General features: G+C 59.4%; 14 protein-coding genes. 7 read left to right on the top strand and 7 right to left on the bottom strand.

What is annotated here, in order from left to right; genetic code table 11:
- Nucleotides 1-53 precede the first annotated feature (53 nt).
- The gene (locus F8N43_RS06085) at nt 54-965 is read left to right on the top strand and encodes a universal stress protein (protein WP_150629484.1); all 912 of its coding nucleotides are present in this window, start codon (nt 54-56) and stop codon (nt 963-965) included.
- Here F8N43_RS06085 and F8N43_RS06080 read toward each other — a convergent pair.
- Complete coding sequence (locus F8N43_RS06080; protein WP_150653401.1) at nt 955-1,938, bottom strand: zinc-dependent alcohol dehydrogenase family protein; 984 nt, start codon at nt 1,936-1,938, stop codon at nt 955-957. The genes F8N43_RS06085 and F8N43_RS06080 overlap by 11 nt on opposite strands.
- A 24-nt stretch (nt 1,939-1,962) precedes the next feature.
- Nucleotides 1,963-2,706: a fumarate/nitrate reduction transcriptional regulator Fnr gene (gene fnr / locus F8N43_RS06075; RefSeq protein ID WP_150629480.1), complete on the bottom strand. Its 744-nt coding sequence runs from the start codon at nt 2,704-2,706 to the stop codon at nt 1,963-1,965.
- Between the two features lie 254 nt (nt 2,707-2,960).
- On the opposite strand from fnr, the gene F8N43_RS06070 reads away from it, so the two are divergent.
- Complete coding sequence (locus F8N43_RS06070; RefSeq protein ID WP_150653400.1) at nt 2,961-5,336, top strand: phosphoketolase; 2,376 nt, start codon at nt 2,961-2,963, stop codon at nt 5,334-5,336.
- Between the two features lie 156 nt (nt 5,337-5,492).
- Complete coding sequence (locus F8N43_RS06065) at nt 5,493-6,377, top strand: universal stress protein (protein WP_150653399.1); 885 nt, start codon at nt 5,493-5,495, stop codon at nt 6,375-6,377.
- A gap of 67 nt (nt 6,378-6,444) precedes the next feature.
- Here F8N43_RS06065 and F8N43_RS06060 read toward each other — a convergent pair whose 3' ends face one another.
- The 3 genes from F8N43_RS06060 to F8N43_RS06050 all read right to left on the bottom strand — a co-directional run bounded on the left by F8N43_RS06060 (nt 6,445) and on the right by F8N43_RS06050 (nt 9,502).
- Nucleotides 6,445-6,870 carry a potassium channel family protein gene (locus tag F8N43_RS06060; RefSeq protein WP_150629474.1) on the bottom strand — a complete coding sequence of 142 codons (426 nt, stop codon included), beginning with the start codon at nt 6,868-6,870 and terminating at the stop codon, nt 6,445-6,447.
- A gap of 66 nt (nt 6,871-6,936) precedes the next feature.
- Entirely contained in the window at nt 6,937-8,778 is a 1,842-nt protein-coding gene (ftsH, locus tag F8N43_RS06055) for an ATP-dependent zinc metalloprotease FtsH (RefSeq protein ID WP_150629472.1), read from the bottom strand.
- 76 nt (nt 8,779-8,854) lie between these two features.
- Nucleotides 8,855-9,502 carry a BON domain-containing protein gene (locus F8N43_RS06050; protein WP_150629470.1) on the bottom strand — a complete coding sequence of 216 codons (648 nt, stop codon included), beginning with the start codon at nt 9,500-9,502 and terminating at the stop codon, nt 8,855-8,857.
- A 230-nt stretch (nt 9,503-9,732) separates the two neighbouring features.
- Between F8N43_RS06050 and F8N43_RS06045 the strand changes: the two genes are divergently transcribed.
- From F8N43_RS06045 to F8N43_RS06035, 3 genes are all read left to right on the top strand, one after another.
- Nucleotides 9,733-9,966: an Lpp/OprI family alanine-zipper lipoprotein gene (locus F8N43_RS06045; RefSeq protein ID WP_150629468.1), complete on the top strand. Its 234-nt coding sequence runs from the start codon at nt 9,733-9,735 to the stop codon at nt 9,964-9,966.
- Between the two features lie 77 nt (nt 9,967-10,043).
- A complete protein-coding gene (locus F8N43_RS06040; RefSeq protein WP_150636539.1) occupies nt 10,044-10,955 on the top strand; it encodes a universal stress protein in 912 nt (303 codons plus the stop codon).
- Between the two features lie 106 nt (nt 10,956-11,061).
- A complete protein-coding gene (locus F8N43_RS06035; RefSeq protein ID WP_224787788.1) occupies nt 11,062-12,423 on the top strand; it encodes an MBL fold metallo-hydrolase RNA specificity domain-containing protein in 1,362 nt (453 codons plus the stop codon).
- A gap of 74 nt (nt 12,424-12,497) precedes the next feature.
- Here F8N43_RS06035 and F8N43_RS06030 read toward each other — a convergent pair whose 3' ends face one another.
- Entirely contained in the window at nt 12,498-13,040 is a 543-nt protein-coding gene (locus F8N43_RS06030; RefSeq protein ID WP_150636543.1) for an Hsp20/alpha crystallin family protein, read from the bottom strand.
- 86 nt (nt 13,041-13,126) lie between these two features.
- Nucleotides 13,127-14,620 carry an arginine-ornithine antiporter gene (gene arcD / locus F8N43_RS06025; protein WP_150629460.1) on the bottom strand — a complete coding sequence of 498 codons (1,494 nt, stop codon included), beginning with the start codon at nt 14,618-14,620 and terminating at the stop codon, nt 13,127-13,129.
- A 254-nt stretch (nt 14,621-14,874) separates the two neighbouring features.
- Here arcD and F8N43_RS06020 point away from each other — a divergent pair, with 254 nt between their 5' ends.
- Nucleotides 14,875-17,157, top strand: coding sequence for a heavy metal translocating P-type ATPase (locus F8N43_RS06020; RefSeq protein ID WP_150653398.1), 2,283 nt, complete (start codon nt 14,875-14,877; stop codon nt 17,155-17,157).
- The last annotated feature ends 63 nt before the right edge of the window (nt 17,158-17,220 follow it).

Raw genomic sequence — 17,220 nt, 5'->3', positions numbered from 1 at the left:
GCGCATCTTGAAACCGCCGGCGTTTAACGACCGGTGTCGAGCCGAGGTGTGTGATGGGTCAATATCAACGTTTGTTGCTGATCGCCGACCAAACCCTGCATCCGTCCCCCGCCATGCTGCGTGCCGTCGCGCTGGCCAAGGCGAGTGGGGCTGTGCTGGATGTGCGGGCCTTTGTCGAACCGGTGCCGATCGTGCATAGGTGGGAAGAGAAAGTCGACGACGCAGGGTATCAGCGCTATCTGCGCCGCTATCACCGGTGGGAGGCCGAAGAGCTCGAGCGGCTCAGCGGTCTGGGGCTGGAGGTAACGGTCAAAGTTGTGTTCACGACCCATCCGCTGCCGGACATTTTGAACGCGGTCGCAGACCTCAAGCCCGACCTGCTGATCAAGGATGTCACCCTGGAGCCAGTGCTCAAGCGGGTGTTCATCACTCCGCTGGATTGTCACTTGCTGCGCGAATGCCCGATCCCCGTGCACCTGGTCAACCATGCCCGTTACGGTTTGCCGCACCGGGTCGTCGCTGCGGTGGACCCGTTTGATCCGTCGACACACATCAGTGGTCTGAACGACACCATCATTCAGACCGCCAACGCACTGGCCTTGCAATGCGACGCGCCGCTGCACCTGCTTTACGCCTATGACTTGTCGCCAGCGTTCAATGGCGATGTGCCGCTGAGCGGCGGTGGCTGGAGCGAGGACTACGTTGAGGCGTTGCGTGAATCCCTGCATCTGGCCTTCGTCACCCTGGCCGATCGTTATGGCGTTCCACCGGAACGTCGGCATTTTGTGCTGGGCCTGCCGGTGCCGGTGATCAGCGAATTTGTCGAGCAATACCTGGCCGATGTGGTGGTGATGGGCACGGTGCACCGGGTCGGGATCGACCGCTTGATCGGCAGCAACACAGAACGGGCGCTGTATTCGGTGCCGGGCAGTATTCTGGCGGTCGGGGCGGGCATCAGGGGGTGAGCACGATCGCGCCATTGAACTGACCGGCCCTCAAAAACGCCAGTGCCTGATTGGCGTCGTCCAGAGCAAAACGGGTGATGTCGCAGTGCACGGGCGTGTGCTGCAACACTTCAAAAAACCTCGTGCCGTCTTCGCGGGTCAGGTTGGCCACCGAACGGACGCTACGCTCGCCCCACAGCAGGCGATAAGGAAAAGCGGGGATGTCGCTCATGTGAATACCGGCGCAAATCACGCAGCCGCCCTTGACGGTAACGGCCAGCGCCGCCGGCACCAGCGCGCCTACGGGGGCGAAAATCAGGCTGGCATCGAGCAGGTGTGGTGGAGGCTGATCCGGCGGGCCGGCCCACTCGGCCCCCAAGGATCGGGCATAGGCCTGGCCTTCGCTGTCCTCCGGCCGGGTGAACGCATACACCCGCTGCCCCCGACCGCGCGCCACCTGAATTGCCAGATGCGCTGCCGCACCGAAACCATACAGGCCCAGGTGGCGTGCGTCTTTGGCCATTTGCAGGGCCCGAAAGCCGATCAGCCCGGCACACAACATCGGTGCTGCTTGAATGTCCGAGAGCACGGCGGGAATCGCGAAACAGAAACGCCTGTCGGCCACGGTGTATTCGGCGTAACCACCGTCCAGATGACAACCGGTGAACTGCGCTTGATCACAAAGATTCTCTCGGCCGGAACGGCAGAACACGCACTGACCGCAGGTCCAGCCCAGCCATGGAACGCCCACTCGCTGGCCGATCCAGTCGGAGGTGACGTCTGCACCCACCGCCATGACTTCGCCAACGATTTCATGCCCCGGCACCCGCGGCAGTACCGCTTGTGGTAACTCACCGTCCACCAGGTGCAGGTCGGTACGGCACACGCCGCAAGCCAGGACTTTGATTAACAGTTGGTGTGGGCCGGGTGTCGGGATGGGGCGTTCTTCCGCTTGCAGCGGTTGGCCGGGGATACGCAGAACCATGGCACGCATGACAATCCTCCAGACGTGCGGGTGTCAGCGTGGGGAGCGATGACAGCCCGCGACCAGCTGCTTGAGCCCTTCCATGTTCTGGATTTTGACGTCTCGGCCCGCTATGTCTACCAATCCCTGATCCCGCAGGTGCGCAATGCCCCGGCAGATGGTTTCCAGGCGCAGCCCAAGGTAAGAGCCGATTTCTTCGCGACGCATTTTCAGCACGAAGTCCCTGGATGAATAGCCACGGATACTGAAACGTTGCGACAGGTTCAGCAGAAAAGCCGCCAGCCGCTCATCCGAGTTCATATTGCCCATCAGCATCAACATGCTGTGATCACGCACGATTTCACGGCTCAGGAGCCTGTTCAGGTTGTGCTGCAGCGACGGCAGGTTTTGCGCGAGTTTCTCAAGTTGCGCGTAGTGGATGGGGCAGACTTCGCTGTCCTCCAGGGCAAACGCATTGCAAGCGTGCTCATCGGCACTGATGGCATCCAGACCGAGCATCTCGCCGGGTATGTGAAAACCCGTGACCTGTTCACGACCATCGACTGACAACACGCTGGTCTTGAATGAGCCAATACGGACCGCGTAAAGCGAACGCAATGGATCACCCGTGCGGTACAGCGCGGCACCCTTTTTAACCTTGAAACGTTGCACAATCAGCGTATCCAGTCGCTCGACTTCCGCGCCGCTCAGGCCAATCGGCAGGCACAATTCCAACACGCTGCAGCTGGAGCACGCGGCCTTGAGGTGATGAACTTGAAGGGGGCGGGTTTCAGGCATGGGAGGGGGACGCCATCTGGAAGTGCTCTAAGCATAGATGGTGGGTCTTCGGGCGCGCACTTCATTCGGGCGATCGTCGGGGGTAATCGACGAACGGGGAAATACGCGCCCTGCGGACCGGCTTTCACAGCGCTCCCACGCCATTCAACGGAGTCGCAGGCGGTGAGACTTGATGTAAATCAAGTCCTGAGCGTTTCAGACTCCCAGAATCCTCGAATGACTATGGGCAGGCCGGGCCGTTGGCGGAGAAATTCATGAGCGATTTTCTGAGTAACGAGCAACTGGAAGGGCTGGATGCCTATTGGCGGGCGTCCAATTATCTGGCGGTCGGGCAGATCTACCTCAAAGACAACCCCTTGCTGAAGGTGCCCCTGACCCTGGGCCACATCAAGCCGCGACTGCTGGGCCATTGGGGCACGACGCCGGGGCTGAACCTGATCTACACCCACCTCAATCGACTGATCAACCACTACGACTTGAACATGCTCTTCGTTGCCGGCCCCGGTCATGGTGGGCCAGCGGTGGTGGCACAGACTTATCTGGAAGGGACGTATACCGAGTTTTATCCTTCGGTGGAACGCAACACCAACGGACTGGTTCGCCTGTTTCGGCAGTTTTCCTGGCCTTACGGAATCTCCAGCCATGTGTCCGCGCAGATTCCGGGATCGATCCATGAAGGCGGCGAACTGGGCTATAGCCTGGCCCATGCCTATGGCGCCGCGTTTGATAATCCTGAGCTGATCGTCGCCTGCGTGATCGGTGACGGCGAGGCCGAAACAGGGACGCTGGCCGCCAGTTGGCATTCCAACAAATTCCTCAACCCGGCGCGTGACGGCGCGGTATTGCCGATCCTGCACCTCAACGGCTACAAAATTGCCAACCCCACGGTGCTGTCCAGAATCAGTGAGGAGGAATTGTCAGCCCTGATGTATGGCTATGGCTACGACCCGTATTTCGTCGAAGGTGACGACCCGGTGCAGGTGCATCAGGCACTGGCACAAACGCTGGACACGATGGTGCTGAAAATTCGTGAAATCCAGCGCGAGGCGCGTCGGCCCGGGCTATCCGGACCACCGGCGCGACCGCTTTGGCCAATGCTGGTATTGCGCACGCCCAAAGGCTGGACCGGCCCGAAATTCGTCGATGGCCATCGGGTTGAGGGCACCTGTCGCGCGCATCAAGTGCCGCTGGCCGATTTTCAGCAGCCGATTCATCTGCGGCAATTGGAGGAATGGCTCGAAAGCTATCGTCCCGACGAACTGTTTGATGCAACGGGCGCCTTGCTGCCCGAAATCGCTGCACTGGCACCCACCGGGCACCGACGCATGAGTGCCAATCCCCACGCCAACGGTGGCGTGTTGCTGCGTGCGCTGGACCTGCCGCAGTTCACCGACTACGCGGTGCAACTCGAGGTGCCTGGCAGCCTTCGCGCAGAGGCCACCCGGGTGCTGGGTACGTTTTTGCGCGATGTCATGAAAAATAATTTGCTCGCGAAAAACTTTCGTCTGTTCGGCCCGGATGAAACGGCCTCGAACCGACTGGATGCGGTCTACGAGGTCAGCGCCAAAGTATGGATGGAGCCGCTGGAGCCGGACGATGTGAACCTGTCGGTCGACGGCCGGGTGATGGAGATCCTCAGCGAGCAGGTGTGCGAAGGCTGGCTCGAAGGCTATTTGCTGACGGGCCGCCATGGTTTGCTGTCCTGTTACGAGGCGTTCATCCATATCGTCGATTCGATGGTCAATCAGCATGCCAAGTGGCTTAAAACCGCCGCCGAGGTGCCCTGGCGCAAGCCCGTTGCTTCGCTCAATTATTTACTGACGTCCCATGTCTGGCGCCAGGACCATAACGGTTTCTCCCACCAGGACCCCGGGTTCATCGATCTGGTGGCGAATAAAAAGTCGGACGTGGTGCGGATCTACCTGCCGCCCGATGCCAATTGCCTGCTATCGGTCGCCGATCACTGTTTACGCAGCCGTAACTACATCAACGTCATCGTCGCCGGCAAGCAACCGGAATGGCAGTGGCTGGATATCGATGCGGCCATCCGCCATTGCCAAACCGGCATCGGTCGATGGGACTGGGCATGCCGGGATGATCAGGACCCGGACGTGGTCATGGCCTGCGCCGGTGACGTCCCGACCCTGGAAACCCTGGCCGCCGTGACCCTGTTGCGCGAGTACGTACCGGATCTGCGGGTGAGGGTGGTCAATGTGGTCGACCTGATGGTGCTGCAGCCATCCTTCCAGCATCCCCATGGTTTGCCGGACACGGCGTTTGACGAGCTGTTCACGGTCGATAAGCCGGTGATTTTCGCCTTCCATGGCTACCCTGCGCTGATCCACCGACTGCTGTACAAGCGCAATAATCATGAGAATTTCCACGTTCGTGGCTTCAAGGAGGAGGGCGCGACCACAACACCGTTCGACATGGCGGTGATCAACAACCTGGACCGTTATCAACTGGCGCTGGACGTCATCGAACGGGTACCCCGTCTGCACGATCAAGTGCAAACCGCGCGGTCGCGTTATTGGTCGACCATGGAGAGACACAAGCTTTACCTCATCGAGCATGGGCAAGACATGCCCGAGGTACTGAACTGGCAATGGACGCCACTGGCCGATGGCTGAGGACCGGTGTGTACGGGGGATCTGATTTAAATCAAGGGCACGCAGGCGCCGCAGGAGGATTCTGGAACCACGCTGGTGCTTGAACCAGCGAGGACGCCATCGCTGACCTCGGCAACTGGCCGCAGCGTCGAACACCCACCTGACTGGAGGCAGATCATGAGCCAGTATCAACAATTGTTACTGATCATCAACCCGGCCCTGCGCCATTCCGAGGCAATCAATCATGCTGCAGCACTGGCCAAAGCCAGCGGCGCGAAATTGCATATTGCCGCCTTTATTCCTTCGTTGAAAATGTTGTCGCTACTTGAAGAAGGCGACCGGGAAAAGGCTCGGGAGAGTTACCTGCAAGACCATCATGACTGGCTAAAGAACCAGGCAAACAATCTGCGTGGCCGGGGGATCAATGTGACCACAGAGGTGGCCTGGGCCGATGACCTCACGCAAGACATCCTCGATCACGTCTCGGAGATGCAGCCCGACCTGTTGATCAAGGAAGTTCAGCATGAGTCAGCGCTCAAACGTGCCTTTTTCACGCCTGTGGATTGGCATTTGCTCCGTCACTGCCCGGTACCGGTTTATCTGGTGGGCGGGAGCGGCCTTGCCCTGCCTCGCAGGATTGTGGCGGCGGTCGAAGTGTCGGACACCGAGTCTCCCGACGACGAGCTCAATGACCGGATCATCCAGCAAGCGAGCAGCCTCGCCCTGCAGTGTGATGCCGAGTTGCATTTGCTGTACGCCTGCAATATTTCCGCCGCCTTTCTGGCGGACATGGGCGGTCTGACGCTGGCTGACCTCACCAAAGCGCTGCGCAGAGACCTGGAAAAATCGTTCCTCAAATTGGCGGGTCGGTACGGTGTGCCCTCTGATCGTCGACATTTCATCTCAGGAAACCCCGTCACGGCGCTGAGCGAGTTCGCCCACGATCATCACGTGGATGTGATTGTGATGGGCAAAGTTCAATCCCATGGGGTGGACAAGCTTCTGGGCAGCACAACCGAGCATATTTTGTATCAGGTGCCTTGCAGCGTCCTGGCGGTCTGAAGAGTGCCAGGTCGTTTATTCCACACCGACAGGCGAGCGGGCAGAAGGCTTCCGCCGCCGCTGTCGGCTATTTGCTCTTCCAGTATTTCTGCATTTCGAGAAAGAGAAACGAAGCCGTCCAGCTAATGAGCACCAGCCCCGTCAACGCCTGCAAGCCGGTCAGGTACTTGAGATTGCCCACGGGTGAAATATCGCCGAAACCGATCGTGGTGTAAGTCGTAAAGGAAAAATAGACACAGTCCAGCAGCGAACCATCGAAGTTGCCCGTCAGGCCGCCCCATTCGCCGGAGCGCACCATCAGGTAATAGACCAGCGCGAAGCACCAGACTTCCAGCGCGTGGGCCAGCAGGGCGCCGAATACCCCGGCGACAATCCTGAAACGGCTCCAAAGCTTGAGCCGCGGCAACCAATCATTCAGACGCAACAGGCATTCATAGTGGATCACCACCACGATGATCACCACCAGTGTATTGATCAAGGTGACTGCCAGCATGGCGAACCTCCGGCGGTAGCTGATGCGTGGTGGTCGGCGCTAAGGGCTGACAACAAGACACGCTCCTCAGGTGGGCGCCACGGCCAGTGGGGCGGATACAGGGGCGGTTTTGATCGGCATGAGCGGTGGAAACTCTGCGGGCGTCAGGGTTTCCTTTTGCAGCAACAGGTGTGCACCTGCGTCCAGATCACCCCGACGACTGTCAAGCAGGACTTTTGCCCGCCCATAGGCTTCATCGAGCAGGGCGCGAATACCCAGGTCCACTTCTCTGGCCGTTTGTTCCGAATAGTCTTTCTCGCCAATACCCTGCATACGTTCGCCCAGATAGGTCGTGCTTTGCCGCTCCAGCACCGACTGTCCGAGTTCGGTGCTCATGCCAAACCGGGTGATCAATTGGCGGGCGATATCGGTGGCGCGGGCCAGGTCATCGGCAGCCCCGGTAGAAATCTGACCATAAGCAAGGTATTCGGCGGCGCGTCCTGCCATCAGGACGACAATCCGGTCCTTGAGCATTTGGCAACTCATGAGGAAGTGATCCCCGGTCGGTCGTTGCAACGTATAGCCCAGCGAGCCCATGGTGCGAGGCACAATGGAGACTTTGTGAACGGGGTCCATGGCTGGCAGGCTACTGGCGGCCAGGGCATGCCCCATCTCGTGATACGCCACCACCTGGCGCTCGTCGGGGCGTAGCACGCTACTCTTGCGTTCAACCCCCGCGACGATTCGTTCCACTGCCGCCGTGAAGTCATCCAGGCTGACCGCTTCGGCGCCACGACGCGTGGCCACGATCGCCGCTTCGTTGACCAGGTTTGCCAGATCTGCGCCCGTGAAGCCGGTGGTGATTTCGGCAATGCGCTCGCCATCCAGACCGGGCTCCACGGTGATTTTTTGAAGATGGACCTTGAGGATCGCTTGCCGGCCTTTACGGTCAGGACGATCAATCAGCACCTGGCGGTCGATCCGGCCGGCTCGTAGCAGCGCCGGGTCCAGGATCTCCGGCCGATTGGTCGCGGCCAGCAATACAACGCCCTCACGGGGATCGAATCCGTCGAGTTCTGACAGTAACTGGTTGAGGGTTTGCTCCTTTTCGTCATTGCCGCCAAATGCACCGACACCGCGCATTTTGCCCAGCGCATCCAGTTCGTCGATGAAGATGATGCAGGGCGCCGCCTGCCGCGCTTGCTCGAACAAGTCGTGCACACGGGCGGCACCCACGCCAACGAACATTTCGACGAATTCCGAGCCCGAAATCGAGAAAAACGGCACACCGGCTTCACCCGCGATGGCTTTGGCCACCAGGGTTTTGCCGGTTCCCGGCGGGCCGACCAATAAGGTGCCCTTGGGAATGTGCGCCCCCAATCGTGCGTATTTGGCCTTGTCCTTGAGAAAAGAGACGATTTCTACCAGTTCGGCCTTGGCTTCATCGATACCCGCGACATCGGCGAAGGTCACGCCGGTATCGCGCTGGACGAATACCTTGGCCCGCGACTTGCCGATGTTCATCAACCCGCCGATGCCTTGTTTTTCCGCCATGCCGCGAAACAGAAAATGCCAGATCACCATGATCAGGAAAAACGGCAATAGCCAGCCCAGCAGTCCATTCAAAAAGGTATTTTCGTTGACCCCGGTAAAACCGACACCCGATTGCGCGAGATCCGTCGCCAGCGCCGGATCGACCCGCACGGTGGAGAACAGGTTGTGCCCGTCAATGGGCGCCTGCAGTTTGCCGCTGATCTGATCTTTCTCGACCCTTAAATCACTGACCTTTTGCTCGTTCAGCAATTGCAGAAACTGACTGTAGGGAATGCTCTGGACGCCACGACGATCAATAAACAGAAATTGAGCGAGGGTGAACACGACAAACGCGATCGCGAAGTAAGACAGGTTCCATTGGTGATTTTTTTTCATGACCTTCGCTCAGAAAGGAAACGTGGGTCGAACAGGCAATCCTTGGGGCACCTGGGGCGATTGCAGGTTGATCGGCTCAAGCAAGCAGCAAATGATCCTCCACCTCTCTCACCCCTGGCACCGACCACGCCGCCCGTTCCGCTATTCGGCGCTCGCGCCACAAATGAACTCTGCCTTCCAGCCTCACCACATCGCCATCGACCCTGACGTGAATCTCCTTGGCGCCGACTTCGGCGTTGCGCTTGAGGGCTTCTTCAATACGATGCTGGATATCGACGACGTCCACCCGGGGGACGAGGCTGAGCCGGTTTTCTACACCGATCACGCCGGACAATTTGTGCACGGCTCGCTCTGCGGCTTCTTTCTGGTACTGCCAGTCCACTTCACCTTCAAGGGTGATCCAGCCGTTGCGCACAATGACTTTAATGTCGCCGTCGGGCACGTCGGCACTCCATTTGATGATGTTCAAGGCGCGGGTCGCGATGATGTCATCCGCGGTGCCGGCTCCTTTCTCCAGCCTGACCTGGATTTCATCGGCGACAGCGCGCACCCCTTTGATGCCTTTTACCGCGCGCTCCGCACTGACTTTCTGTGCATAGCTGTTGACGTGACCGGAGAGGGTGACAACGCCATTGTCCACGGCAACGCCAATGCTGGCGGCGTCGATATCAGGCTTGAATTCAAGCTCTTCCATGATGATTTTGCGCAGACTCAAGTCGCTCATGACGGTGGCCTCTTTTTGATCCGGTATTGACGGGACGCAGCGTCCGTTGCTTTTTTTTTACGCCTGAGCGACGCCAGGACATTGAGCTAAATCAACAAGGCTGCAGTGAGTGCTTCACTAATCGCCGGCGGGCCATTAGTTGACAAAAATCAGAGTGTGCAGGCGATGGCGTCAGATACTGGGGTCAACTATCGGAAGCTTTTCCAGTTGTCATGCACCGAGGGAAAACCATGAACATGCGCTTGTCCATTACCTTGCTGAGCATTCTGTTGGCAACGACAGCCGGTTGCAGTCATCGGCACGCCCAGGAAATCGACGCCCGATTGGAGTCCGCCGAAAATAATGCCGCGACCGCACGGCTGCGGGCCGATGAGGCGTACATCAAAGCGGAACAGGCGCAGCGCGCTGCCGATGAGGCAAACCTGCGCGCCAGTCGGATGGCCGAAAAGGCGCCTCGCAAGTAGTCAGCTACGACACAAAACCTGCGCGGGAAATCGAGCTTGCAGTCAGGCAGTAAAGCGCTCCCAGGACGAGGTATGTGATGCTCAAACTCAAAAGAATCCTATTGATCGCCCCCGCCGAAATGACCCGCACCCCGGCGTTTGATCGAGCGCAGGCACTGGCCTGCGCAACCGGTGCCATGTTGCACATCGTGGCGTTCGATTATGTCCAGACGCTGGCGGTGGCCGGCCTGTTTGACCATGACGCGATGGCCCAGGCACGGGAGGGCTACTTGCAGGTGCATCGACACTGGCTGGAGCAGCAAGCCAGGTTTCAACGGTGCGCGGGGTTGCAGGTGAGCACTGAAGTGGTATGGGCCAAATCAACCTTGGCGCACATGCTTTCGTACGTGAATGACTTCCACGCGGACCTGGTGATCAAGGATACCCACTATGTGCCGGCGCTCAACCGTGCTTTTCACCGCCCTCTGGACTGGCTGTTACTGCGCGATTGTCCGGGCCACTTGCACCTGGTTACCGAATCCAGACATCCCAAACCCTTGAAAATTCTCGCGACCATCGACCTGTCCCATCTGGAGGACATGACCCAAGGGCTCAATGACCGGATTCTCGACCTGGCTTCTACGCTGGCGGCCACCTGTGGCGCCGCCTTGCACCTGCTCAATGTCAACAATTGGTCGGTGATGGGCGATGCTGCGATGAGTGTGCCGACACGCAGCCTGGATAGCAGTTTGAGAGACGCGGTCAACGATGCTCAGCAAGAGGCCTTTGAGGCGCTTGCAGAGCGCTATGGCATCGAGAGCAAATGCCGACATCTACTGACCGGCATTCCCCACAAGGTGATTGGACTTTTCGCCCAACAGAATGCCTTCGATATGGTTGTAATCGGTACGGTCTATCATCACGGGCTCGATAAGTTCATCGGCAGTACCGCCGAGACCTTACTGAATAACGCGCCGTGCAGCTTGATGATCGTCAAGCCATTGCCCTGACTCGACTGAAACGGCAACGCCGTCGCGCACAGTTGATAAAAATCAACTGCTCTTGAGCCAAAAGGAGCGATCAATAACGCTCCCATGAATGCTCAAGGAGACGGCCATGCGAATGACATTTCTCGGTGCAGCAGGCACAGTCACCGGCAGCAAATACCTGCTGGAACATCGCGACCAACACGTATTGATCGATTGCGGCCTGTTCCAGGGCTATAAACAACTGCGGTTGCATAACTGGGACACGTTCCAGCTCCCGGTTGGTGAGCTCGGCGCCATCGTTCTTACCCATGCCCACCTGGATCACAGCGGCTACCTGCCTGTATTGGTGCGCAGCGGTTATCGCGGCCCGGTGTATGCCACCCCCGCCACCTGTGAGCTGGTGAAAATCCTGCTGTTGGATAGCGGCCGCTTGCAAGAAGAGGCCGCCGAGTTCGCCAATCGGCATGGTTTCTCCCGGCACCACCCGGCTTTGCCGCTTTATACCGAGCAAGATGCCGAGCGGGCACTGAAACTGTTGCGACCCGTGGAGTTGCATCACAGGGTCGAAATTGCCGCGGGCATGACCATCCAGTTTCGTTGCGCGGGGCATATATTGGGCGCGACGACGGTGGAGGTGATCGCCGATGGCATCACGCTGGTCTGTTCCGGGGATCTGGGGCGGCCAGATGATCCATTGATGTTCGCTCCAGAACCCGTCGAGCAGGCTGATTACCTGCTGGTGGAATCGACCTATGGAGATCGCAAGCATCCGGCCGAGTCACCTGAAGCGCAATTGGCCGAAGTCATCACCCGCACCTCGTTGCGTCATGGCATCACCTTGGTGCCGTCGTTCGCAGTAGGGCGCGCCCAGTTGTTGATGTACCACCTGTATCGGCTGAAACAGCGCCATGCGATTCCCGATGTGCCGATCTATCTCAACAGCCCGATGGCCACCGACGTCACCAGTTTGTACCAGCGTTTTCGCAGCGAGCACCGGTTATCCCTCGAGGAATGCGAAGGCATGTGTCACGTCGCGAAATTCGTGCGCAGCACTGCTGATTCGATCAAGCTGGATCAGCAACGCGCCCCGGCGGTGATCATCGCTGCGAGCGGCATGGCCACGGGGGGGCGTGTGATCCACCACCTCAAGGCGCTGGCCCCCAACCCGATCAACACGCTGCTGATGCCGGGATTCCAGGCCGGCGGTACCCGTGGCGCGCAAATCGTCGCGGGCGCTCCTTCGGTGCGCATCCACGGCAAGGATGTGCCGATCAGGGCTGAGGTGGTGCCGATGGAAACCCTGTCCGCGCACGCCGACGCCGATGAAATCATGCAATGGCTGCGCGGGTTCAAACGGCCGCCCAGACACACCTATGTCGTGCACGGAGAACCCAATGCCTCGGATGTGCTGCGCCGGCGTATCAGCCTGGAGTTGGGGTGGTCGGTTTCGGTGCCGGAGTATCGCGACAGCGTTGAGCTCACGCCCTGAGCCCGGTTCAGGTGAACGGTGCGATGACATAAAACCCCGGCCGTTTTCACGGCCGAGGCGGTGTAAGTCAAGCGTCAATCAGCCTTGATTGGCACAACTTTGTCGGCTTTCATGGCTTCGGGCTTTTTCGGTAACGAGATGCTCAACACGCCTTTGCTGAAACTCGCGTCGATCTTCTCGGCATCGACACCTTTGGGCAGGTTGAACACCCGCTCGAAGGAACCATAGTGACGCTCGCTAAGGTGATAGCCCTTCCTTTTTTCTTCCTTGTCCTCTTTCTTTTCGCCTTTGATGATCAGGCTGCCGTTGGACAGTTTGATCTCTATGTTTTTCTGATCCATGCCGGGCAGCTCAGCTGTGATTTCGTAGCTTTTGTCTTTCTCGGTGATGTCCACGGCAGGGAGGCTGCGACCGATCAGTTCCCGACGCCAGAGCGGCTCGACATCGAACAGCCCTCGACCGAATGGCGACAGCCCCGAGCCGCGATTGAAGTCTTCGAACAGGTGGTCAACCTGTTGCCGAAGCTTTTCCATCGGCCGCCAAAGGTCTGTTGTCAGCGGATGCTGGTTGGTTTTTTCTTCGGAAGTGACAGGCATTTTTTTCACAGAGTTGCTCATTTTCGGTTCTCCTCTTTGGATAGGAGGCGGACGGCGAACATCCAGTCTGCGGTCCACCACGACAGAACAAACACATGACACGGCCCCTACAACGCCAATGTCCCGGACCACAGCATCCAGCCGGCAAAGGCTGCCGCCGTCCAGATGATGATCAACAGCCCCGTCTCAGGGCCGCTGAGCGGTTGTCCCTGACGCGCTTTCATGCTGCCCAGGTAGATCAACGATCCGGGGGCGTAGAGCAAGGCGCTGAGCAACATGTATTTAGGCCCGGCGGCATACAGCAGCCACAGGCAATACAGCGTGGCGACCGAGGCGATGGCCATGTCGCGCAGTTGCAGGGCGCGGTGGCCGGCATAGGTCTGGCCCTGCCAGGTCAGCTTCAACGCATACAGACCGCTGAACAGGTACGGCAGCAGAATCATTGAGGTGGCCAGGGAGATCAGCGCGAGGTAGCTGGCGCTCGAATACAGCGTCAGTAACAGGAACAGTTGAATGCAGCCGTTGGTGATCCACAGCGCATGGGCTGGCACCCCTTGGCTGTTTTCCACAGCCAGCGCGCCCGGCATGACCTTTTCCTTGGCTGGTGTGAACACCGATTCCGCCGCCAGCAGGGTCCAGGCGAGCAGGGCGCCCCCCACCGAAATGATCAAGCCAATACTGATCAGCACCGCGCCCCATGGCCCGGCTGCGGCCTCAAGCACGCCGGCCATCGAAGGGTTTTTCAGGGCTGCCAGTTCAGGTTGTCTGAGAATGCCCAGCGACAACAGGGACACCGCAATCAACAGCAACAGGGTGATGACAAAACCGATGACCGTGGCGCGACCAACATTGGCCCGTTCTGCCGCACGCGCGGAGAACACGTTGGCCCCCTCGATCCCGATGAACACCCAAACGGTCACCAGCATGGTGCTTTTGACTTGGTCGAGGGTGCTGCCCAGTGCGGGCGAGCCCCAGAAATCGACACTGAAGGTTTCACGCTGGAAGGCCGCGATCACCAGACCGATAAACAGCAACAACGGTACGATCTTGGCGACCGTGGTCATCGCGTTGGCCCGAGCCGCGGTGCGCATCCCTCTGAGGATCATCCAGTGCAACGACCACAGCACCACGGACGCCCCGGCAATCGCAGCTTTGTTGTTGCCTTCGCCGAACAGCGGGAAGAAGTAACTCAGCGCGGCGAACAAAATCACCAGGTAGCTGACGTTGCCGATCCAGGCGCTGATCCAGTAGCCCCAAGCGGAGTTGAAACCGAGGAACTCACCGCCTAATGCACGGGCGTAGGCAAATACGCCGTTGTCCAGCGCCGGTTGGCGGTTGGACAGGGTTTGGTAGACCAAAGCGAGCGACAGCATGCCGACACCGGTGATCAGCCAGCCAATCAGAATTGCCCCGGCGCCTGCACTGGCCGCCATGTTCTGCGGCAGGCTGAAAATGCCGCTGCCAATCATCGAACCGACCACCAGGGCAATCAGCAGGCTCAGGGACAGACGCTTGGGTTCCACCTTTCGCAAACTGCCTGCAAGGGGGAGGGTGGCAGTCGGCGGATCGACCGGTTGAGTGCCTTGAAGGTGCGTAGCCATGAGAGCCTCCACGAAACGAGAGTTTCTGCACTCATCGACGGATGAGTGCGAATGCTGACTCTAATTTCTGCGTGAACGTCCAACGTCTGTTTGATATAGATCAGAAAGCCGGAAAACAGCCGTTTTATCCAGACACAACCTCAATGGCAGTACCCCGGCAGACACGAAAGACATTCGAGTCCTAAGCTCTACCTCGATGAGCGACAGATGTTTTTAACGCGAGGCATGAAATTCTTTTGAGGGGACTCTCTTCGATGCTCAGTAAGTGGCTGGACCCCGCGCTGTTGCTGCTCACCGCCCTGACGTTGCTGGCCGGGGGTGTTGCGTATGTTGCGCAGAAACCTGATTGGGCATCGCTGTGCTGGGCCGCGGGCAGTCTGGTGATGTCCGCGGTACTGCTCGTTGAAATCGTCAGGCGCCTGGCCCGGCGCGAGGCCGGTGTCGACCTGATCGCGCTGCTATCGATTGCCGCTGCCCTGGTCTTTGCGCAAACACTGGTGGCGGCCGTGATCGCCTTGATGCTGGCGACTGGTCGGACCCTGGAGTTTTTCACCAAACAACGGGCTGACCGTGAGCTTCGAGCGCTCATCGACCGTGCGCCACGTGTGGCCTGGTTGCAGGAGGAGGGCGGCTTGCGCGAGATCCCCGTTGAGCAGGTCCAGCTGAATCAAACATTGCTGGTGCGGTTGGGAGAGGTGATACCGGTCGATGGTCGCCTGCTGAGTCCTGCGGCCATTCTTGATGAGTCGGCGCTCAGCGGTGAGTCGTTGCCCGTCACCCGTCGAGAAGGTGAGCAACTGTCCAGTGGCGTTTCCAACGTCGGTGCGCCCATCCTGATAATTGCCACGCGAACGGCCGCGCAAAGTACCTATGCGGGCATAGTGCGCCTGGCCGAGGCGGCACGCCGTTCGCGCGCACCTTTCGTGCGCCTGGCGGACCGCTATGCAGTGATCTTCATCCCGCTGACGTTGCTGATTGCCGGACTGGCCTGGCAGTTGAGTGGCGATCCCTTGCGAGCGCTGGCGGTTCTGGTGGTGGCCACACCTTGCCCTTTGATTCTGGCCGTGCCGATTGCCTTCATGTCAGGTATTTCGAGGGCCGCGCGGCGCGGCATCCTGATCAAGGACGGCGCAACCCTGGAAGCGTTGGCCGGGGTCAAGCAGGTGTTTCTCGACAAGACCGGCACCCTGACCAGCGGCCATGCCCGCCTGCAATCGATAGAGGTCAATGGCCCGGGCGATCCGCAGCGTTTGCTTGGCCTGGCCGCTTCGCTGGCACAGGCCTCGACGCATCCTGTTTCCCAGGCAATTGTTGAAGCGGCGCATCAGCGTCAATTGACGCTCAGCGTCCCGCAGGCAGTAGAAGAAAGCCCCGGCTCCGGGCTTTGTGGGCGCGTCGATGGCGTGCAGGTGCGTTTCGGCACGTTGTCTTTTGCTGACAAAGACGCCCCTGCAAGCGACTGGGCCGCCGCCATGTTGCGCCACATGGATTACCTGGCGTGCAGTGGAAGCTTCATCGCCGTGGATGGGCAACTCGCGGGCCTGCTGGTTTTCTCGGACAAGGTTCGGCGCGAAACGCCGCAGACGCTGCGTCGACTGCGCAATAGAGGCATCGAAAAGATCGTCATGCTCACCGGGGATCGTCTGGAAACCGCCGAGATGATTGCGCTGTCTGCGGGCATTGACGAACTGCGCGCCGGGTTGACCCCCGAGGACAAAGTGCGTGCTGTTCAGCAAGGTTGCCTGCGCACCAGCACGCTGATGGTTGGCGATGGCATCAACGATGCCCCCGCGCTGGCGGCGGCCAATGTTGGCGTGGCCATGGGGGCCGGCGGCGCCACTGCTTCCGCACAAGCCGCGGGTGTTGTGCTGCTGGTGGATCGTCTGGATCGTCTAGTCGAGGCGCTGGACATTGCCCGTCGCACCCGCTACATCGCCCGCCAGGGCGTGCTGGTCGGCATGGGGATGTCGTTGCTGGCGATGACGGTGGCGGCCCTTGGTTACCTGCCGCCGCTGATTGGCGCCGTGGTGCAGGAGGGCATCGACGTAGTGATCATCCTGAACGCCTTGCGGGCGCTGGGGCCGTTGAGGGCGCTGAGGAAACGAAAGCTTGCCGCAGAGCATATCGATCGCCTGCAAGATGAACACCAGCAACTCGCCACCGTACTGAGTGATCTGCACCAACTGGCCAATGACTTTGCCCACCGCCCACTTGCGCAAGCACAGGCCGACTTGGTGGAACTGGTCAACAAGCTGCAAACATCACTGGCGCAGCATGAACGCGAAGATGAAAAAATGCTGTACCCGCTGCTGACGCGAAACATGCCGGGCGAGGATCCGATGTCGGCGATGAGCCACGCTCACCGGGAGATTTTTCGCCTTATCCATTTACTGGCGCGCATGAGCAGCGACTTCAGCTCCGACCCCGCCACTGCATCTGCTGATGAGATTCAGCATCAGCTGATTCGGCTGGATACCCTCGTGCGACTGCACTTTGATCAGGAGGAGGAACTGTTTCGTTATCTGGATTGGCGCTAGAAATTCAAGCAAGCCCATGTCGAAACGCTGAAGCAGCCAATGACGCAGGTGTGTCAGGTTCCC

It is taken from the genome of Pseudomonas fluorescens (assembly GCF_902498065.1).
In the GTDB taxonomy this organism is placed as follows: Bacteria; Pseudomonadota; Gammaproteobacteria; order Pseudomonadales; family Pseudomonadaceae; genus Aquipseudomonas; species Aquipseudomonas fluorescens_BJ.
The sequence above is the reverse complement of the archived record's forward strand: the minus strand, read 5'-3'. Positions and strand labels throughout refer to the sequence as shown.